Origin of the sequence: Neptuniibacter halophilus, assembly GCF_030295765.1 — a bacterium.
In the GTDB taxonomy this organism is placed as follows: Bacteria; Pseudomonadota; Gammaproteobacteria; order Pseudomonadales; family Balneatricaceae; genus Neptuniibacter; species Neptuniibacter halophilus.
The window spans coordinates 444111-461583 of sequence record NZ_AP027292.1; the positions used below are offsets into that span (position 1 = coordinate 444111).

The 17473-nt window shown below is 53.3% G+C and carries 16 protein-coding genes and 1 pseudogene; 4 read left to right on the plus strand and 13 right to left on the minus strand.

Features of this window, described 5'->3' with window-relative positions; translation table 11 throughout:
* Positions 1-37 precede the first annotated feature (37 nt).
* Positions 38-910 carry a LysR family transcriptional regulator gene (locus QUD59_RS02110; RefSeq protein ID WP_286239277.1) on the plus strand — a complete coding sequence of 291 codons (873 nt, stop codon included), beginning with the start codon at positions 38-40 and terminating at the stop codon, positions 908-910.
* Between the two features lie 15 nt (positions 911-925).
* Here QUD59_RS02110 and QUD59_RS02115 read toward each other — a convergent pair.
* From QUD59_RS02115 to QUD59_RS02130, 4 genes and pseudogenes are all read right to left on the minus strand, one after another.
* Positions 926-1117: pseudogene (locus QUD59_RS02115) on the minus strand (Txe/YoeB family addiction module toxin); the annotation flags it as partial.
* Between the two features lie 60 nt (positions 1118-1177).
* A complete protein-coding gene (locus QUD59_RS02120; protein ID WP_286239278.1) occupies positions 1178-2635 on the minus strand; it encodes an NAD-dependent succinate-semialdehyde dehydrogenase in 1458 nt (485 codons plus the stop codon).
* A 90-nt stretch (positions 2636-2725) separates the two neighbouring features.
* The gene (locus tag QUD59_RS02125; RefSeq protein WP_286239279.1) at positions 2726-3664 is read right to left on the minus strand and encodes an AEC family transporter; all 939 of its coding nucleotides are present in this window, start codon (positions 3662-3664) and stop codon (positions 2726-2728) included.
* 122 nt (positions 3665-3786) lie between these two features.
* Positions 3787-4962, minus strand: coding sequence for a p-hydroxyphenylacetate 3-hydroxylase oxygenase component (locus tag QUD59_RS02130; RefSeq protein WP_286239281.1), 1176 nt, complete (start codon positions 4960-4962; stop codon positions 3787-3789).
* A 357-nt stretch (positions 4963-5319) separates the two neighbouring features.
* Here QUD59_RS02130 and hpaA point away from each other — a divergent pair, with 357 nt between their 5' ends.
* Both hpaA and QUD59_RS02140 read left to right on the plus strand, forming a co-directional pair.
* A complete protein-coding gene (gene hpaA / locus QUD59_RS02135) occupies positions 5320-6243 on the plus strand; it encodes a 4-hydroxyphenylacetate catabolism regulatory protein HpaA (protein WP_286239283.1) in 924 nt (307 codons plus the stop codon).
* A 205-nt stretch (positions 6244-6448) separates the two neighbouring features.
* Positions 6449-7393: a flavin reductase gene (locus QUD59_RS02140; protein ID WP_286239284.1), complete on the plus strand. Its 945-nt coding sequence runs from the start codon at positions 6449-6451 to the stop codon at positions 7391-7393.
* A gap of 162 nt (positions 7394-7555) precedes the next feature.
* Here the strand turns inward: QUD59_RS02140 and QUD59_RS02145 are convergent, their stop codons facing one another.
* The 9 genes from QUD59_RS02145 to QUD59_RS02185 all read right to left on the minus strand — a co-directional run bounded on the left by QUD59_RS02145 (position 7556) and on the right by QUD59_RS02185 (position 15875).
* On the minus strand, positions 7556-8002 hold the full coding sequence (locus QUD59_RS02145) for a MaoC family dehydratase (RefSeq protein WP_286239285.1): 447 nt from the start codon (positions 8000-8002) through the stop codon (positions 7556-7558).
* On the minus strand, positions 8002-9231 hold the full coding sequence (locus QUD59_RS02150) for a multidrug effflux MFS transporter (RefSeq protein ID WP_286239286.1): 1230 nt from the start codon (positions 9229-9231) through the stop codon (positions 8002-8004). The genes QUD59_RS02145 and QUD59_RS02150 overlap by 1 nt, the downstream gene beginning before the upstream one ends.
* 81 nt (positions 9232-9312) lie before the next feature.
* The gene (locus QUD59_RS02155; protein ID WP_286239287.1) at positions 9313-10158 is read right to left on the minus strand and encodes a YitT family protein; all 846 of its coding nucleotides are present in this window, start codon (positions 10156-10158) and stop codon (positions 9313-9315) included.
* 29 nt (positions 10159-10187) lie between these two features.
* The gene (locus QUD59_RS02160) at positions 10188-11861 is read right to left on the minus strand and encodes an AMP-binding protein (protein WP_286239288.1); all 1674 of its coding nucleotides are present in this window, start codon (positions 11859-11861) and stop codon (positions 10188-10190) included.
* Positions 11862-11897: 36 nt separating this feature from the next.
* Complete coding sequence (locus QUD59_RS02165; protein WP_286239289.1) at positions 11898-12665, minus strand: class II glutamine amidotransferase; 768 nt, start codon at positions 12663-12665, stop codon at positions 11898-11900.
* A gap of 47 nt (positions 12666-12712) precedes the next feature.
* On the minus strand, positions 12713-13162 hold the full coding sequence (locus QUD59_RS02170) for a bactofilin family protein (RefSeq protein WP_286239290.1): 450 nt from the start codon (positions 13160-13162) through the stop codon (positions 12713-12715).
* Complete coding sequence (locus QUD59_RS02175; RefSeq protein WP_286239291.1) at positions 13111-14058, minus strand: M23 family metallopeptidase; 948 nt, start codon at positions 14056-14058, stop codon at positions 13111-13113. Before QUD59_RS02175 ends, QUD59_RS02170 begins: the two co-directional genes overlap by 52 nt.
* A 174-nt stretch (positions 14059-14232) precedes the next feature.
* Positions 14233-14982 carry a TIGR00266 family protein gene (locus QUD59_RS02180; protein ID WP_286239292.1) on the minus strand — a complete coding sequence of 250 codons (750 nt, stop codon included), beginning with the start codon at positions 14980-14982 and terminating at the stop codon, positions 14233-14235.
* 128 nt (positions 14983-15110) lie between these two features.
* Positions 15111-15875, minus strand: coding sequence for an EAL domain-containing protein (locus tag QUD59_RS02185; RefSeq protein WP_286239294.1), 765 nt, complete (start codon positions 15873-15875; stop codon positions 15111-15113).
* A 329-nt stretch (positions 15876-16204) separates the two neighbouring features.
* Here QUD59_RS02185 and bktB point away from each other — a divergent pair, with 329 nt between their 5' ends.
* A complete protein-coding gene (gene bktB, locus QUD59_RS02190) occupies positions 16205-17389 on the plus strand; it encodes a beta-ketothiolase BktB (protein ID WP_286239295.1) in 1185 nt (394 codons plus the stop codon).
* The last annotated feature ends 84 nt before the right edge of the window (positions 17390-17473 follow it).

A 17473-nucleotide genomic window follows, 5' to 3' on the forward strand; every position in this document is an offset into this window, starting at 1 on the left:
GGATATATTTAATATAAAACTTAAGAAAAACCGAACAATGTCACTCTCGATCCGACAACTACGTATCTTTGAAGCCACTGCCCGCCTCGGGCGTCTGACGCTGGCTGCCGATGAACAGGCACTGAGCCAGTCTGCCGCAAGCCAGTCATTGCGAGAACTGGAGCAATCACTTGGTTACCCCCTGTTTCAGCGGCTCGGGCGGGAGTTACAGTTAACGGATGCGGGCATGGAGCTGTTACCCCGGATAAGACAGATGCTGGGCATACTGCAAACCATCGAGCAGCCCAACCGAGAGCAGATCAGTGGCACCCTGCGGATAGCGGCCAGCGTGACCATCGCCTGCTACCTGCTGCCTGCACTGTGTGAACAGTTTCTGCAAAGACACCCGGAGGTCATCCCCGAGATTGAGATCTGCAATACACAGGAAGTTATCAACCGACTGGATCGCGGACAGGTCCAGATCGGGCTGATTGAAGGCCCCTCCACTCCGCCCCGCCAACGCCTGATCCCCTGGCTGGAAGATCAACTGGCACTGTTCTGCCACCCTGCACACCCACTGGCTGACAACGGGAAGATCAGTCTGCAGCAGATGCAGGCGTATCGCTGGATTTTGCGGGAGCCGGGTTCGGGTACGCGCGCGGTATTCGATCAGGCCCTGCAGCACGCCGGGGGCAGTATCGGACAGAGCCTCTGTCTGAACCGGCAGGAAGCGATTAAACAGATGGTAAAAGCAGGACTGGGCGTGGGCTGCCTGTCGCAACTGGCGATTGCAGAAGAGGTCAGCAACGGCAGATTATGCCTGCTCGAATCGGAACTCAACCTCGACCGCCGCCTGTCGATCGTGGTCAATCCACACACCTCGCCTCTGGCGGATGCGTTTATTCAGTTGCTAAAGGAAACTGATCACTGAGACCCGGCGCCTGAACTAATAATGATAGCGACAGGAGATAATCGAGATAGCCCTGTCATCCACCGTATAAACCAGCCGGTTGGTGTCATCGACTCGACGAGACCAGAACCCGGCCAGATATTCCCTCAGGGGTTCAGGATTCCCGATACCTTCAAAGGGTGAGCGCTTCACATCAAGTATCAGCTTGTTGATTCGTTTAAGGGTTTTTCAGCAAAAAAAGGGCACCCAATGGGTGCCCGAGAGCCAGTCTATCGATTCCTGAAAGGGTCAGATGCCACCCAGACAGATGTACTTTGTTTCCAGATAATCATCGAGACCGTACTTAGAGCCTTCGCGGCCCTGACCGGACTCTTTCACGCCACCGAACGGAATCACTTCAGAACTGATTGCGGTTTCATTCACGCCGACCATACCGTACTCGATCCCTTCAGAAACGCGCCAGATCCGGCCCAGATTCTGAGTGTATACATAAGCAGCCAGACCGAACTCTGTATCGTTGGCCATGCTGATCGCTTCCTCTTCCGTGCTGAATCTGAACACCGGCGCTACCGGGCCGAAGATCTCTTCACCGAAGATGCTCATCTTGTCATTCACATCGGTCAGTACGGTCGGTTCATAGAAGCAGTTACCCAGTTCAGAAGGCTTACCACCGGTCACCACATTGGCCCCCTGCTCGACCGCGTTCTTAACAATCGCGTCGATATCAGCCAGCGCCTTCTGAGAGACCACCGGGCCGTGAGTTGCATCGGCATCAAAGCCATGACCCAGTCTGAAATCTTTCACCGCTGCGGAGAACTTCTCAACAAACTGATCGTAGATTCCCTCCTGCACCAGCAGACGGTTTGCACAGATACAGGTCTGGCCTGAGTTACGGTATTTAGAGACCAGAGCCCCCTGTACCGCCTGATCCAGATCCGCATCATCAAATACGATGACCGGCGCATTACCGCCCAGCTCCATAGAAGTACGTTTAACCGTGTCAGCACACTGTTTCATCAGCAGCTTGCCAATCGGGGTGGAACCGGTGAAAGTCAGTTTCTTCACTTTCGGGTTAGAGGTCATCTCACCGCCGACTTTGGATGAAGAGTTACTTGGCAGCACGTTGAACAGCCCAGCAGGTACACCGGCGCGGTTTGCCAGTTCAGCCAGCGCCAGTGCAGACAGTGGTGTTTCGCCGGCAGGCTTAAGCAGAATCGCGCAACCCGCCGCCAGCGCAGGCGCAGCTTTACGGGTAATCATGGCATTCGGGAAGTTCCATGGGGTGATCGCCGCAACCACACCCACAGGCTGCTTAATCACAATACTGCGGCGGTCAGACGGAGATGGCAGCACATCACCGTAGATACGCTTACCCTCTTCTGCAAACCACTTCAGATAGGACGCACCGTACATTACCTCACCCCGGGATTCGGCCAGTGGCTTACCCTGCTCCAGTGTCATGATCTGAGCCAGATCATCACTGTTCTCCAGAATAAGACCATGCCAGCGCTCCAGAATTTCCGCCCGCTGAGCCGCTGTCAGCTTTTTCCACTCTGTCATCGCGGCTTCCGCCAGATCAACCGCACGGGCGGTTTCTGCCTGACCCACGCTGGATACCGCCGCGATCACTTCACCGGTAGCCGGGTTCAGTACGTCAAAACGCTCGCCTGCGTCACCTTCGACCCATTCGCCATTGATAAATGCCTGTGTCCGCAGCAGGCCGGAATCTTTCAGTTGGAGTTTCATACTGTCTCTTCTCACAAGGTAGGTTGCGATTTTAAATTCAGACTACCTGATTTTAAATTAGTTAACAAGTTAAGTATTTTGAATAATACATCAAAGACCCAACAGCCAGATCATCAGATTGATACTCAAAAACGCGCCCAGAGTGGTCGGCAACAACAACGCAGAACAGATCCCGCCGTAGTGATAGCGCATACCGATTACCGCGTAGATACTGAACATCGGCATCGTCGCCAGTATCAACGCCACACTCTGGAACAGCGGCGGAATCGGCGGTAACAGCAGAATCATCAGAAACACCGCCAGTGGATGGATCAGCAGCTTTCCGAGCATGACCGAGCCCATGTCCAGCGCCATTCCGGCGGGTTTCAGCCCCACCAGCATGCCCCCTATTGCAAACAGCGCAACTCCACCCACCGTAGCCGCCAGCATATCAATTACCGTGGTCACAAACTGCGGCGGCTCCAGTTGCGCCGCTGAGCTGAACAAACCCAGCGCGATTGAAAGAATGATCGGATTTTTCAGCAACCCCGGCAGGGATTTCACTAACGCCTGAAAAAAGGAAGCGCCCTGATGCTGCCCCGTATCCGCCAGCGCCAGTGCCAGCGGCAGAATCAGCAGGTTCTCGACGATCAGGGTCAGGGCAAATGGCACCAGTGCCGCCTCGCCAAACAACTGGGTGATGATAGGAAAACCCACCATCAGACTGTTAGAAAGGCTGCCACCCAGACCAAACAGCGCACAGAGAGTTAAAGGCTTGCCCCTGAAGCGTGCCAGTCCAAACATCAGCGCGAATGAGATCAGCGAACCCAGTCCGTAGATCAGCAGATACTCATAGTGCAAAATCTCCTGAAAGGAGCGCGAGCTGAGCGCTTTGAACATCGCTACAGGCAAACCCACATTGACCACAAACCAGGCCAGCGTCCGTACCTGATCCTTCTGCATCAGGCCCGCCCGAACGATCATAAAACCGAGCCCGATCAGAATAAATATCGGGCTGGTCAGCGACAGAATATTGCCAATCTCCTGCATGGTTTCATGCTCCGCCTGAAAACAACCTTAAAAGTAATTAATATATTAATCTTATTAGCCTATTACAAAAACCGGGCAATAAAAAACCCGCGGTTATCGCGGGCTTTTCAGAGGCGCGGCTTTTAAACCATGGTTGGATCGGGTTCCATCCCCATCACCGAGCGACCCAGAATCTGCTTACATACGTCGTAGTCGGTATAAGCGTGGGCTGCCGTCATGTTCACATCACGCCACAACCGCTGGATCTCATTATCGTGAATCCAGGAGGTGCCGCCAGAGACTTCAAACAGACGGTTAACCGCTTCACAACACATCTTCACGGCGTAAGCCTGATTGGTACGCCAGAACGCCAGTTCTTCATCGTTCGGATAACGCTTCTGCTCGCCAAATGCCTTGTGCTCATCCCAGGTTTTCTCCAGAAAAGCACGCGCCGCCATCACCTGATGCGTAGACTCAGCCAGACGCATCAGCGGCGGAATCTCTTTACCGCTGTTAGCCAGCGTGTAGGCACGGGTGCGGTTTTTAGTCATGTTTTTGTAAACTTCCAGCATCCGTTCAGCGATACCCAGTGCCATTGCAGCAAAACCACAGGCAAAGTACGGACGGTAAGGCGCGTAGTAGATCTTGCTGTCCGGGTAGAGACCGAAACCGGAAGACTGCCCCGTCATCATCGCTTTCGCTTTCTCAATGCGGTGCTCAGGAATAAAGGTATTGTCCTTCAGGCGCAGAGTCTTGGTACCGGAAGGTTTCATACCGGCAGAGTACCAGTCGTCAATAATTTCATAATCGCTGCTCGGCACAACGCCAAAGCAGTAATCTTTTTCACCGGTTTCCCGGTTGTTGCGCAGGAAGCCAAGGATCGCCCACTCTGCATGATCGCAACCGGAGCTCCACTTCATATCACCATTAAAGATAACGCCGCCTTCGCACTCTTCCGTTTTCCCGAAAGGTGCAATCGAACTGCTGGCAACCGCATCCGGATTTTCACCCCAGAACTCATCCTGTGCCTGTTTGGAGAACATCGCCATCTGGTGGCTGTGCGTAATCAGAAGGCTGAAAGCCCAGGCGGTACCACCACAGGCACCGGCCAGTGCGGCAATACAGTCAGTGACTTCCGGCAGAGACAGCTCCAGGCCACCGTAAGCTTTCGGCTGCAGTGCGCGGTGCAGATTGATCGACTTCAGGAGACGGATATTCTCGTCCGGAACCTTACGCTCCTGCTCGGCCTGAACAGCATTTTCAGCAATGTGTGGCAGAATTTTTTTCAGCTCATCGAGCATCGGATTAGGTCTTTCCATCGTTCAGTACCTGCTACTTTATTGTTGTATTAAGGCGCTGTCTCTCAAACCACCCCTCGTGGAACGGCCTGAGATCGCCTCAGTGATGGGCACATTATTGTTCACAGCAGGCAACCTGAAAATGGATCTTTCACAGGCTTTATTGTACTTTTGATAGTTAACATATAAACAAAACTGTCTATTTATCGATCAAATCCTATGCATTTAAGATCTCAACCTTTTGATTTGTATACATATAAAAACAAACCGGGCAAAACGGATGTTTTGCGATTGCACAAAGTACAATAGAACACACGCACAACCGTCCGATCAGAGCTAAGCTGATGAGTAGTCTGATGTACGTCACAGGAAAGGTTTATGAGCAGTATTACTCAGCCGCAACCGGCTGACACCGCCCCCCGGGATATTCCCAATATCGATATAGGCCACGCCTATGATCAACACTATGTCGATGCAGAGATCCACTACGAGCACCTGGAAAAACTGGCGGACTTCTTTGGCCGCAATATGCCGGTACATCACCACGACCGGTTTTATCAGATTCATGTCATTCTCAGCGGCACTGTGCGTGTCCATCTGGATGAAACCAGCTACACCGTTCAGGGGCCGATGTTCTTCCTGACTCCCCCGACGGTACCCCACGCTTTTGTTACCGAAGAGAACGCCCGCGGCCATGTTATAACCGCACGACAACAGTTGGTCTGGGAACTGATGGGCGGCATGGTACCCACCGGCTGGGGCAGCAACAGTTTTATGAATCACCCGCTCTGTGTCGCCCTGGAACCGGCCGGGGATAAAACCGCCGCCAGAGTCCTGCATCTGCTCGACCTGATGGCCGATGAGAATGACCACAGCAGTATGGAGCACCGGGTTGCTCTCAGGGCGCTGTTGCAACTGGTGTTGATTCATATCTCACGTCTGGCCGATCAGAGTCAGCCACAGCAGAAAACGCGTAAAGAGGATGTACGTATCTTCCACCGTTTCAATGAACTGATCGAAGCCCACTACAAAGAACACCTGACACTGAGCCAGTATACAAAGCTGATCAGTGTCACCGAAGCACGGCTGAATGAGATCTGTCGACGGCTGGCCGGGCTGCCATCTAAGCGTCTGATTATGGACCGGCTGATGCAGGAAGCACGCAGGCTGCTAACCTTTTCATCAGCGCCTATTACTGAAATCAGTTATCAGTTGGGCTTTAAAGATCCGGCGTATTTCGCCCGATTCTTTCGCAGAAATGCAGGAGTGACCGCAGGCCAGTACAGAGACTCAAAGAAATAGCTTAAAATTCATATAATTAAATATAAGCGTCACAAACAGTCAGATTTACAACCCGGCACAGAGACCATGAAAAGTACAGTCAAAGCAATGAAAAATATATTTCATCACTCTGGCCGCCCCCTATAATTAGTTAACATATAAACTTTCAGCACATCATGGCTGATCAAAGAATAACAGCGAACCGAACAGATTAAGGGTGACTTCCATGTCCGATACAGCATTTGATCCAAGAGATTTCCGTCGCGCACTGTCGCAGTTCCCTACCGGAGTCACCGTCATCACTACTCTGGACGCTGAAGGTAACCCGGTCGGCGTTACCGCCAGCAGCTTCAACTCCGTATCTATTGAACCGGCTCTGGTGCTCTGGAGCATTGATAAAGGCGCACATAGCCTGAGCGCCTTTGAAAACGCCAAATACTTTGCCGTAAACGTACTCGGCCGTGATCAGGTGACGACCTCGAATAATTTTGCCAGCCGAGGTGAAGATAAATTTGCCAATGCCAGCTACAGCGAAGGCCTTGGCGGAGTTCCGGTGCTGGACGACTACGCGGCGCAGTTCGAGTGTAAAACCTGGGCAGTCTATGAAGGTGGTGACCACCTGATTCTGGTGGGTGAAGTGGCGAAGTACCGCTACGCCGATACGGTTGAACCACTGGTTTTTGCCCGTGGCAGCTACGCCATCTCCAGCCAGCATCCCGAAATGATCAACAAGCCCAGTGGTGACAGCGGCACACAGATCGAAGGCGATTTTGTAAAAGATTATCTGCTCTACCTGCTCCGCGCCGGCTACCAGCGCTTCAGCGCCAACCTTTACCCTAAACTTCAGCAGGAGTGCGATGTATCCCCTGAAGAGTGGCGGATTCTGGCGCGCATGGCCAACAACCCGACTCAGAAAATCAGTGACCTGAGTGCGATGGTCATGCAACCTGAAGTAGCTTTGCGCGAAACCGCTGACTGGATGGTGGAAAAGGGTATGGTCGTATACGCAGATCCACAGACCCTGCAGGTCACCGACAAAGGCGCCGAACTGGCCCTGAGTCTGCAGAATCTGGCTCTGAGAGAAGAAGCCGCACTGCTCAGTCATCTCAGCGACGAGCAAACCGCCGACCTTAAATCCACCCTGCAGTCTCTGTTAGAAAAGCTGGATTAAATCCCGCTTTCTCAACATGATCAGATAAAAACCACGCAGGATTGCGTGGTTTTTTATAGGAGCCCCATTCCGGGCCAAACAGTTTTCGCGGTGAGACACCGCTCCCACAGGGGCAGGAGGCCCGTCCCGGGCCGATCAATGTTGTTCAGATACCTCGCGGTATCAGGCCGGTTTGCGTTTACCCATCATGATCACGATATAGCTGATCACTTTATCTTTGTGCTGGTTGTAACCGCTGCAGAGAATTTTCAGGACACCACGATCCGGCTTAGAGCGGGACGGCGTCACCTCAATAATTTCAGCCATGGTCTGAATCGTATCCCCGGGCCTGACCGGCGCGAGAAAACGCAGCTCGTCTAAACCCGGCCCGCCCAGACTGACCGTTTCAAATACCCGGGTCTGAATCATCATCCTGAAGCTGAGGGAGAGCGTCTGAAAACCGCTGGCGATAATGCCGCCATAAGGCCCCTCTGCCGCATGCAGCGCATCGATATGGATCGGTTGCGGATCATAGGTCAGTGCATAATCCAGTATTTGTCCTTCACTCAGAGTAAAGCTGGGCGCGGGAAACTGATCGCCCACAGTAAAATCATCCAGATAACGTTCCATTACGACTCCTTGGCAGTTTCACAGGCCGGGGCACGGGCCACCGCCCAACGGGTAATCAGATAAGACAAGCCCGGCAATATCAGAAAACCTACGATCAGCGGGATCGGCGTTTCGTTGTACGCCTGCCCGAGCAACATCCCGAGGATGACAGCGAGCAGGGTCGAGATCACGCCCACACAACTTGAGGCCATCCCGGCAATATGGCCAAACGGCTCCATCGCCAATGCATTGAGGTTACCAAACAGCAGCCCAACCCCCAGCAACAGCAGCAAAAAATAGATCATAACAAACCACAGCGGCGGTACCGCCCCCAGCCAGAAACAGGCGACCAGCGCCAGTAATGACAGCCCGGCGGTGCCCAGTTGGGCCCCCATCACCAGAGGTTTCATACCAAAACGCATCACCAGAGAGGAATTCATAAAGTTAGAAGCGCCGACCCCCATCGCCAGAATAGCGAAGTAGAACGGGAACGCGGCACCCAGTTGATAGAGCTCCTGCAAGACCTGCTGGATGGAACTGAGAAATCCGAGAAATGAGCCAAACACCAGCCCCAGTGCGAGTACATAGGCCATCGCAGTGCGATGTTTCAGTACCTCTTTAAAGCTGGAACCGAGCCGTTCCCAGGAGAAACCATTACGCTTTTCTGCGGGCAGGGTTTCCGGCAAACGGATGCCAAACCAGAGCAATACCAGCAGTGCCATCAGCAGTAAGAAAATAAAGATCATCCGCCAGCCGGAGAGCATTAAGATCCCCTGGCCGATGATCGGCGCAATCACCGGAACCAGAATAAATACCGTCATCACCAGCGACAGAACCCGAGCCATTGCCCGGCCTTCGTGCTTATCCCGGATAATCGCAATGGTCACGATACGTGGCCCGGCAGCCCCCAGCCCCTGCAATAAACGCCCGAGCAGGAGCATCTCCAGAGACCCGGCGATCAGACACACCAGCGTACCAATAAGAAACACGCCAAAGCCAAAGTAGATCGCGGGCTTGCGACCAATCACATCGGATAATGGCCCGTACAACGCCTGACCAAACGCCACCCCGAGAAAAATAGTGGTAATAATCAGTTGGGTATCGTTGGCACGCGCCACATTCAGATCGTCACCAATCAGAGATAAGGCAGGCAACATCAGATCAATCGCCATCGCCACAAAGCAGGTGACGGAGGCCATCAGGGCAACAAATTCGGTAAAACCGGGTTCTGGCTTAACGGCAGGCTTCATTGAGGTGTATCAACCTTTACTCCATAAATTTAGTTTCCATATTAACAGTTAGTCGCATCGATAACAGCCAAATGAAAACGCTCAACTGCGGGAGCCGGTGCCGTAGATCTCCATCGCGTTCATTACGATCAGGTAAGCATCAGGGTCATGTTCTTCAACCAGTTTACGGATGGGCACTAACTGGCTCTTCTCAACGATCAGAAACAGCACCTCTTTATCGCCGCCACTTTTCAGGCTCTTAGCTTTCACCACTGATCCGGAGATGCCCATCTTCTGCTCGATAATCGGCTTCAGTTTATCGGCCTTCCAGCAGGAGATATGCACCACTTTAATATCCGAGGAGCCGGCCACAATCAGGTCGATCATACGCCCGGTGACAAACACCGCCACACCGCCGAGCATCGCCGCTTCAAAGTCACGGAACACCACTGCCGACAGCAAGATCACCGCAGAGTCCATCAGGAACAGACAGTGCCCCAGACTGAGCCTGAACCGATCCGCAATCAACCGGGCCAGAATGCTCCAGCCGCCGGAGGAGGAACCGGCCTTGAACATCAGACCAACCCCGAGCCCCACCATCACGCCCCCATAAACCGCGTTGAGCAGACGGTTATCCCCGAGATCCGGTAACGTCATCAGCAGAGGCAGGGCATCGGTGAACAGGGCCGTGAGGAGCACAACGATCAGTGAGCGGATAAACAGCTTGCGCCCCAGCAATTTAAAACCCGCCAGTAACAGCGGCAGGTTCACCGCCATCAGCACCAGACCGGGACTGACCGAAAACATAAAGTTACCCAGAATCGCCAGACCCGGCGGCCCTCCGGCAGGAATCTGGCTGGGTGCCAGAAACATCACAATCCCCAGCGCCAGACAAACACAGCCGATCAGAATCAGACAGTATTCCCAGAGAACCTGCAGCTTTTTCATAACCTTTCCCTTCTGACTGAGCCTCAGAATTACAGGCGCTTGCGTAGTTTGTGCATACGGTTGAGTTCCTCTTCAAGCAGGCTGCGGCGCAGCACTTTACCCACATTAGATTTAGGCAGATGCGAGCGGAACTCCACCAGACGGGGGACTTTATAAGAGGTCAGCCGTTCGCGACAGTAGTCCCGCACCTGCTTCACGCTGAGGCGCCGGTTGGAGGTAACGACGTAAAGTTTCACCACCTCACCCTGCTGCTCATCAGGCAAACCCACTACCGCACACTCCACCACATCCGGGTGACTGGCGACGATGTTTTCCAGTTCATTGGGGTAAACCGGGAACCCGGAAATAGTAATAATCTCGTTTTTGCGGTCGATGATGCGCAGGCAGCCATCCTCAGCCAGACGTGCGATGTCACCGGTTGCCAGCCAGCCCTCCGCATCCGGATTATCCCCCTCTCCCTGCCAGTATCCCGACATTACCTGAGGCCCCCGGATATAGAGCTCGCCGGTTTCTCCGGAGCAGAGATCCTCGCCCTGTTCACCAACGATCCTGACTTCGGTCATTGGCATCGGGCGCCCGACCGCACCAAAGTTATAATCCCCGGCGTCCCCCAGAGCGACGACCGGCGAGGCTTCGCTGAGACCATAGCCCTGAGTGATCGGGCAACCACTGATCCGCTCCCACTCCTCGCTCACCGCGCGGGTCAGCGCCATGCCACCTGAGAGGGTCATTTTCAGCCGGGACATATCCAACTGACCAAAGCCTGCGTGCTGGCAGAGCGAGATGAACAGGCTGTTGATTCCTGAAAACACGGTAAAATCCCAACGCCCGAGCTCGTTAACAAAACCACTGGTATCCAGTGGGTTGGTAATCAGCACCACATGGGCTCCCATCGAGGTCATCACCAGACAGTTCAGGGTAAACGCATAGATGTGATAAAGCGGCAGTGGCGCAATGACCACTTCCTCTCCCACCCTCAGCACTTCAGGCATCCGGCTGCGCATCTGCAGGCAGTTGGCAATCAGATTACGATGGCTGAGCACAGCCCCTTTCGGATCACCGGTGGTTCCCACGGTATATTGAATCAACGCGGTCTGTTCCGGCTCCGTGACCACCGGTCGAAAACTGAAATGGCTGCCTTTCGATAAAGCCCGGCGCCAGCTCACCGCTTTGCGCAGCTTATAGCGCGGAACAATTTTTCGGATATAGCGCGCAGTCCAGTTGATAATCTGCCGTCTTGGTAACGGATGCAGATCCGCCAGTTCAGTCACAATTACCCGTTCCACGGACGTCTCTGCCAGAATCTCTTCCAGCATATGCGCCGAATTGGCCAGCACAATCACCGCCCTGACACCGGCATGATTAAACTGCTTGCGGGTCTCTTCAGCTGTATACAGCGGATTAGTGTTGACGATCACCAGACCGGCACGCAGGGCCGCCAGCACCGCAACCGGATATTGCAGGAGATTGGGAAGCTGGATGGCAATCCGGTCACCCGGTTCGAGGGGGGTGCAGTTTTGCAGATAGGATGCCAGATTAGCCGCAGCCTGATCCAGCTCGGCATAGGTGATGGTCGCCCCCATATTGGTATAGGCGTTTTTGTAAGCGAACTCGCGACAGTGATTATCCAGCAGCTCGGTCAAACTGCGGTAACGCTGAATCTCCCGACGTAAAGCCTGCACATCATCCTGCTGTTCACTCACTACGGGCTCCTCCGGCCGGGCATTTGTTCCTGCGCTCTATTCAGGCAGACCCTTCACAAAGGTCACCAGTTCACCCGGTTCAATGGTATTCCAGGCTTCATTATCGGTCAGGGGTACCGTAGCAATCACCGTCACTATATCGTTAGGTGTGGTTTCCTGACCAAAGTCCACGGTCATTTCACAGTCAGTCAGACTGGCTTCACCGAACGGCGCTTTACGGGTAATCCAGGTGAGTTTACTGCTGCAGAAGGCAAACAAGTGGGTGGATTCCGACAGCAGCATATTAAACACCCCCAGCGAGCGCAGCTCTTCACAACGGGCATGAATAAATTCAGACAGTTCAGTAAAAGAGTCCGGGCGAGACGGGAAAGCCCGGCGGATCTCTCCCAGTAACCAGCAGAAAGCGTATTCGCTGTCGGTGGTACCTACCGGCTGATAAAAGGAGAGCGGCTTATCAAATAACGCCTTGTCCAACTGACCATTGTGAGCGAAAGTCCAACTATAGCCCCAGAGTTCACGCTGGAAGGGATGGGTATTTTCCAGACAGATATTACCTACATTAGCCTGACGGATATGGCTGATCACCACATGACTTTTGATCGGATGCTGCTTGATCAGATCGGCAATTTTGGAGTCGACACTGGGGTTCGGATCATGGAAACAACGGGCCCCTTTACCCTCGTAAAAGGCGATACCCCAACCATCTTTGTGCGGACCGGTTCCCCCGCCACGCTGCATCAGCCCGGCAAAAGAGAAACAGATATCAGTTGGCACATTGGCGCTCATGCCCAGCAGTTCACACATATCAGGTGTTCCCTATTCCTTCAAAAAACCGTGACGCCACTGCGGACTCAGTCGGATTTTCCGTCCAGTACAACTTTATCCGGCAGAGAGTCGATGGCGTCCAGGCCGGTCTCGATCTTACCGCCATCATTCCCCAGTGCAGAGATCTCTTTCAGACGGCGCTCACCCAGAAAGCACCCCTGAGGGTGGATCGACATCTGCTTGCTCTCAACCGTGGCCCGAACCTGACCGCCGGAATCAATATGCAGCTCATCACAGATCACTTCGCCTTCCAGCAGACCGCAAACATCCACAGCACGTGCTTTAACCAGACCACGTACATGGCCAGACTTGCCGATAGAGATATTATCGAGCGAAGAGATATTCCCCTCGAATACACCGTCGATGTGCATCTTGCCGACGATACTCATATCACCGCAGAATTTATTTCCTTCAGCGATAATGGTTATCGCTGAGTGCGCTGATTTAGTGGATACATTTCGTTTAAGGATGCCCATTTAACGCCCTTAACCTTGCCAAACAAGGTATTGAAGTTGGTTATATTCCAGGTGAGAAAAGGCTCCGGATCAATATGTGTAAACAGGTGCCTGATCTCATAATGCAGATGCGGCCCCGTCGATAGTCCGGTGTTGCCACTATTACCTATCAACTGTCCCTTGCTGATAAAGTCCCCATTTTTCACCTTGACTGCGTCGAGGTGTGCAAAATAGGTTTTGAAACCAAAATTATGATTCAAGATGATCAGTTTGCCAAAGCCGCTGGACTTATGATACCCGGCAAACTCGACGATGCCGTCAGCAGTCGCGTACACCGGGGTGCCCCGGTTAGCCTTGAAGTCGATGCCATAGTGCATCACCTTCTTCTTTTTTACCGGATGGATGCGGGGACCAAAACGGTCAGAAACCCGGATCGCCTGAATCGGTACACCGTTGGGAATACTATGCAGGAAAAACAGCCGCTTGTTGGCTTCAACCTGCAACGCTTCAGCCCGTTCAGAACTGATCTCTTCTGAGGGCTCCATACCGAGCAGGCTTTCCAGACCGAACAGTGAATTATCCAGCGTGGCGTTGAGTTCACCAATGCGCAGGTTTTCCTCTTCCAGCTGATCACGTTCTGTTTTCAGAGAGTTCAGCGACAGGCTCAGCTCTTTCAGCTCATCGATATAAAGCTGTTGCGAGCCAACCATCATCTCGTAGTTTTCGCTGAGGATCTGATGATCCTCCTCCAGATCCGCCAGATCGTCAGTTTTAACCACCAGCAACGGATTGGAGATAAAGAAGCTGAGGGCAGACAGAATAAAAAATACCGGCAGCACATATTTGGCAACCTGATTCAGCGTGTATTGGCGTGACCCGTGAACTGTTGTAAGGGTGATAACCAGTTTGTTTCTCAAGATAACACCTGTTTGACCTGAGCATCCCGGCAAGAAAAATAAAGCACCTAAATATACCGGCTTTCACCGAAATGTCATAGTCAAAACAGGGTTAAAAAAAACCGCGGTCTGATTCACCAGATCGCGGTTTATTTGTTTGAATTTTAAGAGAATAGTGAGTTTTGAGGAAATCCCTCAATCTTCACCACGCTCAGCGCCGCCCAGGGCAGGCGATGCTGCGATCACCCGATCCGCCAGACGCGAGAACGGCAGGCTCTGAATCCATACCGTGCCGGTGCCTTTCAGTGTCGCCAGCCAGAGACCTTCACCACCAAAGAACATTGACTTCAGCCCCTTCACCATCTCAATGCTGTAATCAATGCCATCGGTAAAGCCCACCAGACAACCGGTATCCACCCGCAGCGTTTCATTGTTCAGCTCTTTGCGCACCACAGTGCCACCCGCCTGCATAAACGCCATGCCATCGCCTTCAAGGCTCTGCAGAATAAAGCCTTCACCACCGAAGAAGCCAGCCCCCAGCTTGCGCGAGAAGGTCACATCCACTTTCGTTCCGAGCGCAGCGCAGAGAAACGCATCTTTCTGACAGATCACCCGTTCACCATGTTCAGCCAGATTCAGCGCCACAATACTGCCGGGATAAGGTGCAGCAAACGCGACCTTGCGCTTACCTTCCCCCTCGTTGCCAAAGTGAGTCATAAACAGGGATTCACCGGTGATCATCCGCTTGCCGGCGGAAAACAGTTTACCCATCAGCCCCTGATCCGGATTGGAACCATCCCCCATCCGGGTTTCAAAACTGATGCCGTCCTCCATGTAGTTCATCATTCCGGCTTCAGCGATCACTTTCTCGCCCGGATCCAGTTCCACCTCTACAACCTGCAGGGCTTCACCAATAATTTTGTAATCAACCTCATGACAACGCATCTTATTTCCTTATCTGAATTCTGTGCATCTTATACGTTGCAGGCTATACCATCTGGCGAACCGGCGAAACCTTACAACGCTGCCAGTGTTACCACTTCGGAGATGAATCCGGCATGACTGCCATTGCCTTAGTCCCTTTGCAGACGAGGCTGCGGCAGCGACTCAAATCCGGGTCTGGCAAACAAATACCCCTGCATCAGTTCAATCCCGGCTGAACTCAGCCATTGCGCCTCCTCCCAGGTCTCGATCCCTTCGGCCAGCGCGGTCTGATTAAAATCAGCAAACATGTTCAGGCAGTTACGCACGATTGACTGACGCTTGCGATCTTTATCGATATTACGGATCAGCTCCATATCCAGCTTGATCAGATTGGTCTGGAATTCAGCCAGCAGGTTCAGTCCGGAGTAACCGGAACCAAAATCATCAATGGCCGTTTTAAAGCCCAGCGAGTTGTAATAATCCACAATCCTTCTGACATGGTCGGTGTCTTCGATTTTTTCCACCTCGGTAAATTCAAAAAGGATACGATCCGTCGGGAAATCATGGGTAATCGCCGCTTCCAGCGTGGTTCGGATACATCGCTCAGGCTTGTATACCGCATTAGGCAGAAAATTAATGCTCAGATAACCGGGCAGATTCAGTTCGGCCGCAAGCGCAATCGCTTTAACCCGGCAACGCTGATCAAACAGATAGCGATTCTCCTCATTAACCCGCGATATCACCGAACCCGCCGGCTCATTATTCAAACCCCGCACCAGTGCCTCATACCCCCAGACCCGCTGCTCACTCAGGTTTACGATAGGCTGAAACGCCATTGAGAAATCAAAACCCAGTGCCCCCTGCTCAGCACAGTGCCCACACTGAACACGATCAGCATCACCCCTGTAAGACATACTTACTTCCTGATTAATATAGGTTCAGAAGTAAGGCTAGGAGGAAATCGGACGCCAGACAAGCCGTGTTAACCTGCCCGGAGCAGCCCGGGGTCACACTCATCAGCCGCTTAACTCACTGGCCTTTCAACCAATGTCTTAGGCCAAAAGCAACAATTGATCATGTTTTGTTCACACAGCGGTGATAAGGTTATTGCTGGTTCGCCCCGGCCTTAAGGCCACAATAACTTCTAAAAAACAGGCGAACCGCTCAGAAGGATCTTGCGGTATGGGATGATAGGCAGGTCAAGACCTTCGATCTTCTATAAAAAATCTTAAAGGGCATAGAGATGACCAAAAGAGAGATCGTTGTACTGAGTGGAGTTCGTACCGCAATCGGCGGTTACGGCGGTAGTCTTAAAGATATTTCCCCCTGCCAGATGGCGGCCAGTTGTGTTGCTGAAGCGGTTAAGCGAGCGGGGGTTGCACCTGAAGATATCGGCCATAGCGTGTTTGGCAACGTAGTCCATACCGAGCGCAGGGATATGTACCTGGGACGTGTGGCTGCCGTAAACGGCGGGCTGTCGATCGAAACCCCTTCCCTGACCCTTAACCGCCTCTGCGGCAGTGGCCTGCAGGCGATTATCACAGCAACCCAGCAGATTGAACTCGGCGTTTGTGATGCCGCAGTTGCCGGCGGCTCTGAATCCATGAGCCGGGCACAGTACTGGATGCCTTCCGCGCGATTCGGCCAGCGCATGGGCGATGGCCAGATTATCGATGCGATGGTTGGCGCCCTGACCTGCCCGTTTGAAGATACCCACATGGGGATTACCGCAGAAAATATCGCCGAGAAATGGGGCATCAGCCGCGAAGATCAGGATGCGCTGGCCGTACTCAGCCACAACCGGGCTGAAGCTGCGATCACCTCCGGTCGTTTCAAGGAGCAGATTCTGCCGATAGAGGTACGGGTTAAACGGGATATGGTGCCATTCGACACCGATGAACACACCCGTCACGGCTGCACCATCGCCGATATGCAGAAGCTGCGTCCGGCTTTCAAGAAAGATGGCAGCGTCACCGCAGGTAACGCCTCCGGCCTGAACGATGCGGCAGCCGCGGTAACCCTGATGGCCGCCGATGTGGCAGCCGCCAGAGGATTGCAGCCGATGGCTAAACTGGTTGGTTACGCTTTCGCCGGTGTGGAACCTAAGTATATGGGGATCGGCCCGGTACCTGCGGTCAAGCGCCTGCTGGCAGAGGCCAACCTGAGCGTTGCAGATATCGATGTCTGGGAAGTCAACGAAGCCTTTGCAGCACAGGCTCTGGCAGTATGCCGCGATCTGGAACTGCCAATGGATAAGGTTAACCCGAACGGTTCCGGCATCTCACTGGGCCACCCGATCGGCGCAACCGGTGCGGTTATTACCGTAAAAGCGCTGTACGAGCTGCAGCGTAGCGGCGGTCGTTATGCGGTTGCCACTATGTGCATCGGCGGCGGTCAGGGGATTGCCGCCCTGTTCGAGCGGGCTTAATTCCAGCCGGACACCATCAGCAACGCCGGGCATAGCCCGGCGTTTTCATTTCATACAACATAGCCGCACGGAGCGTTGATCGTC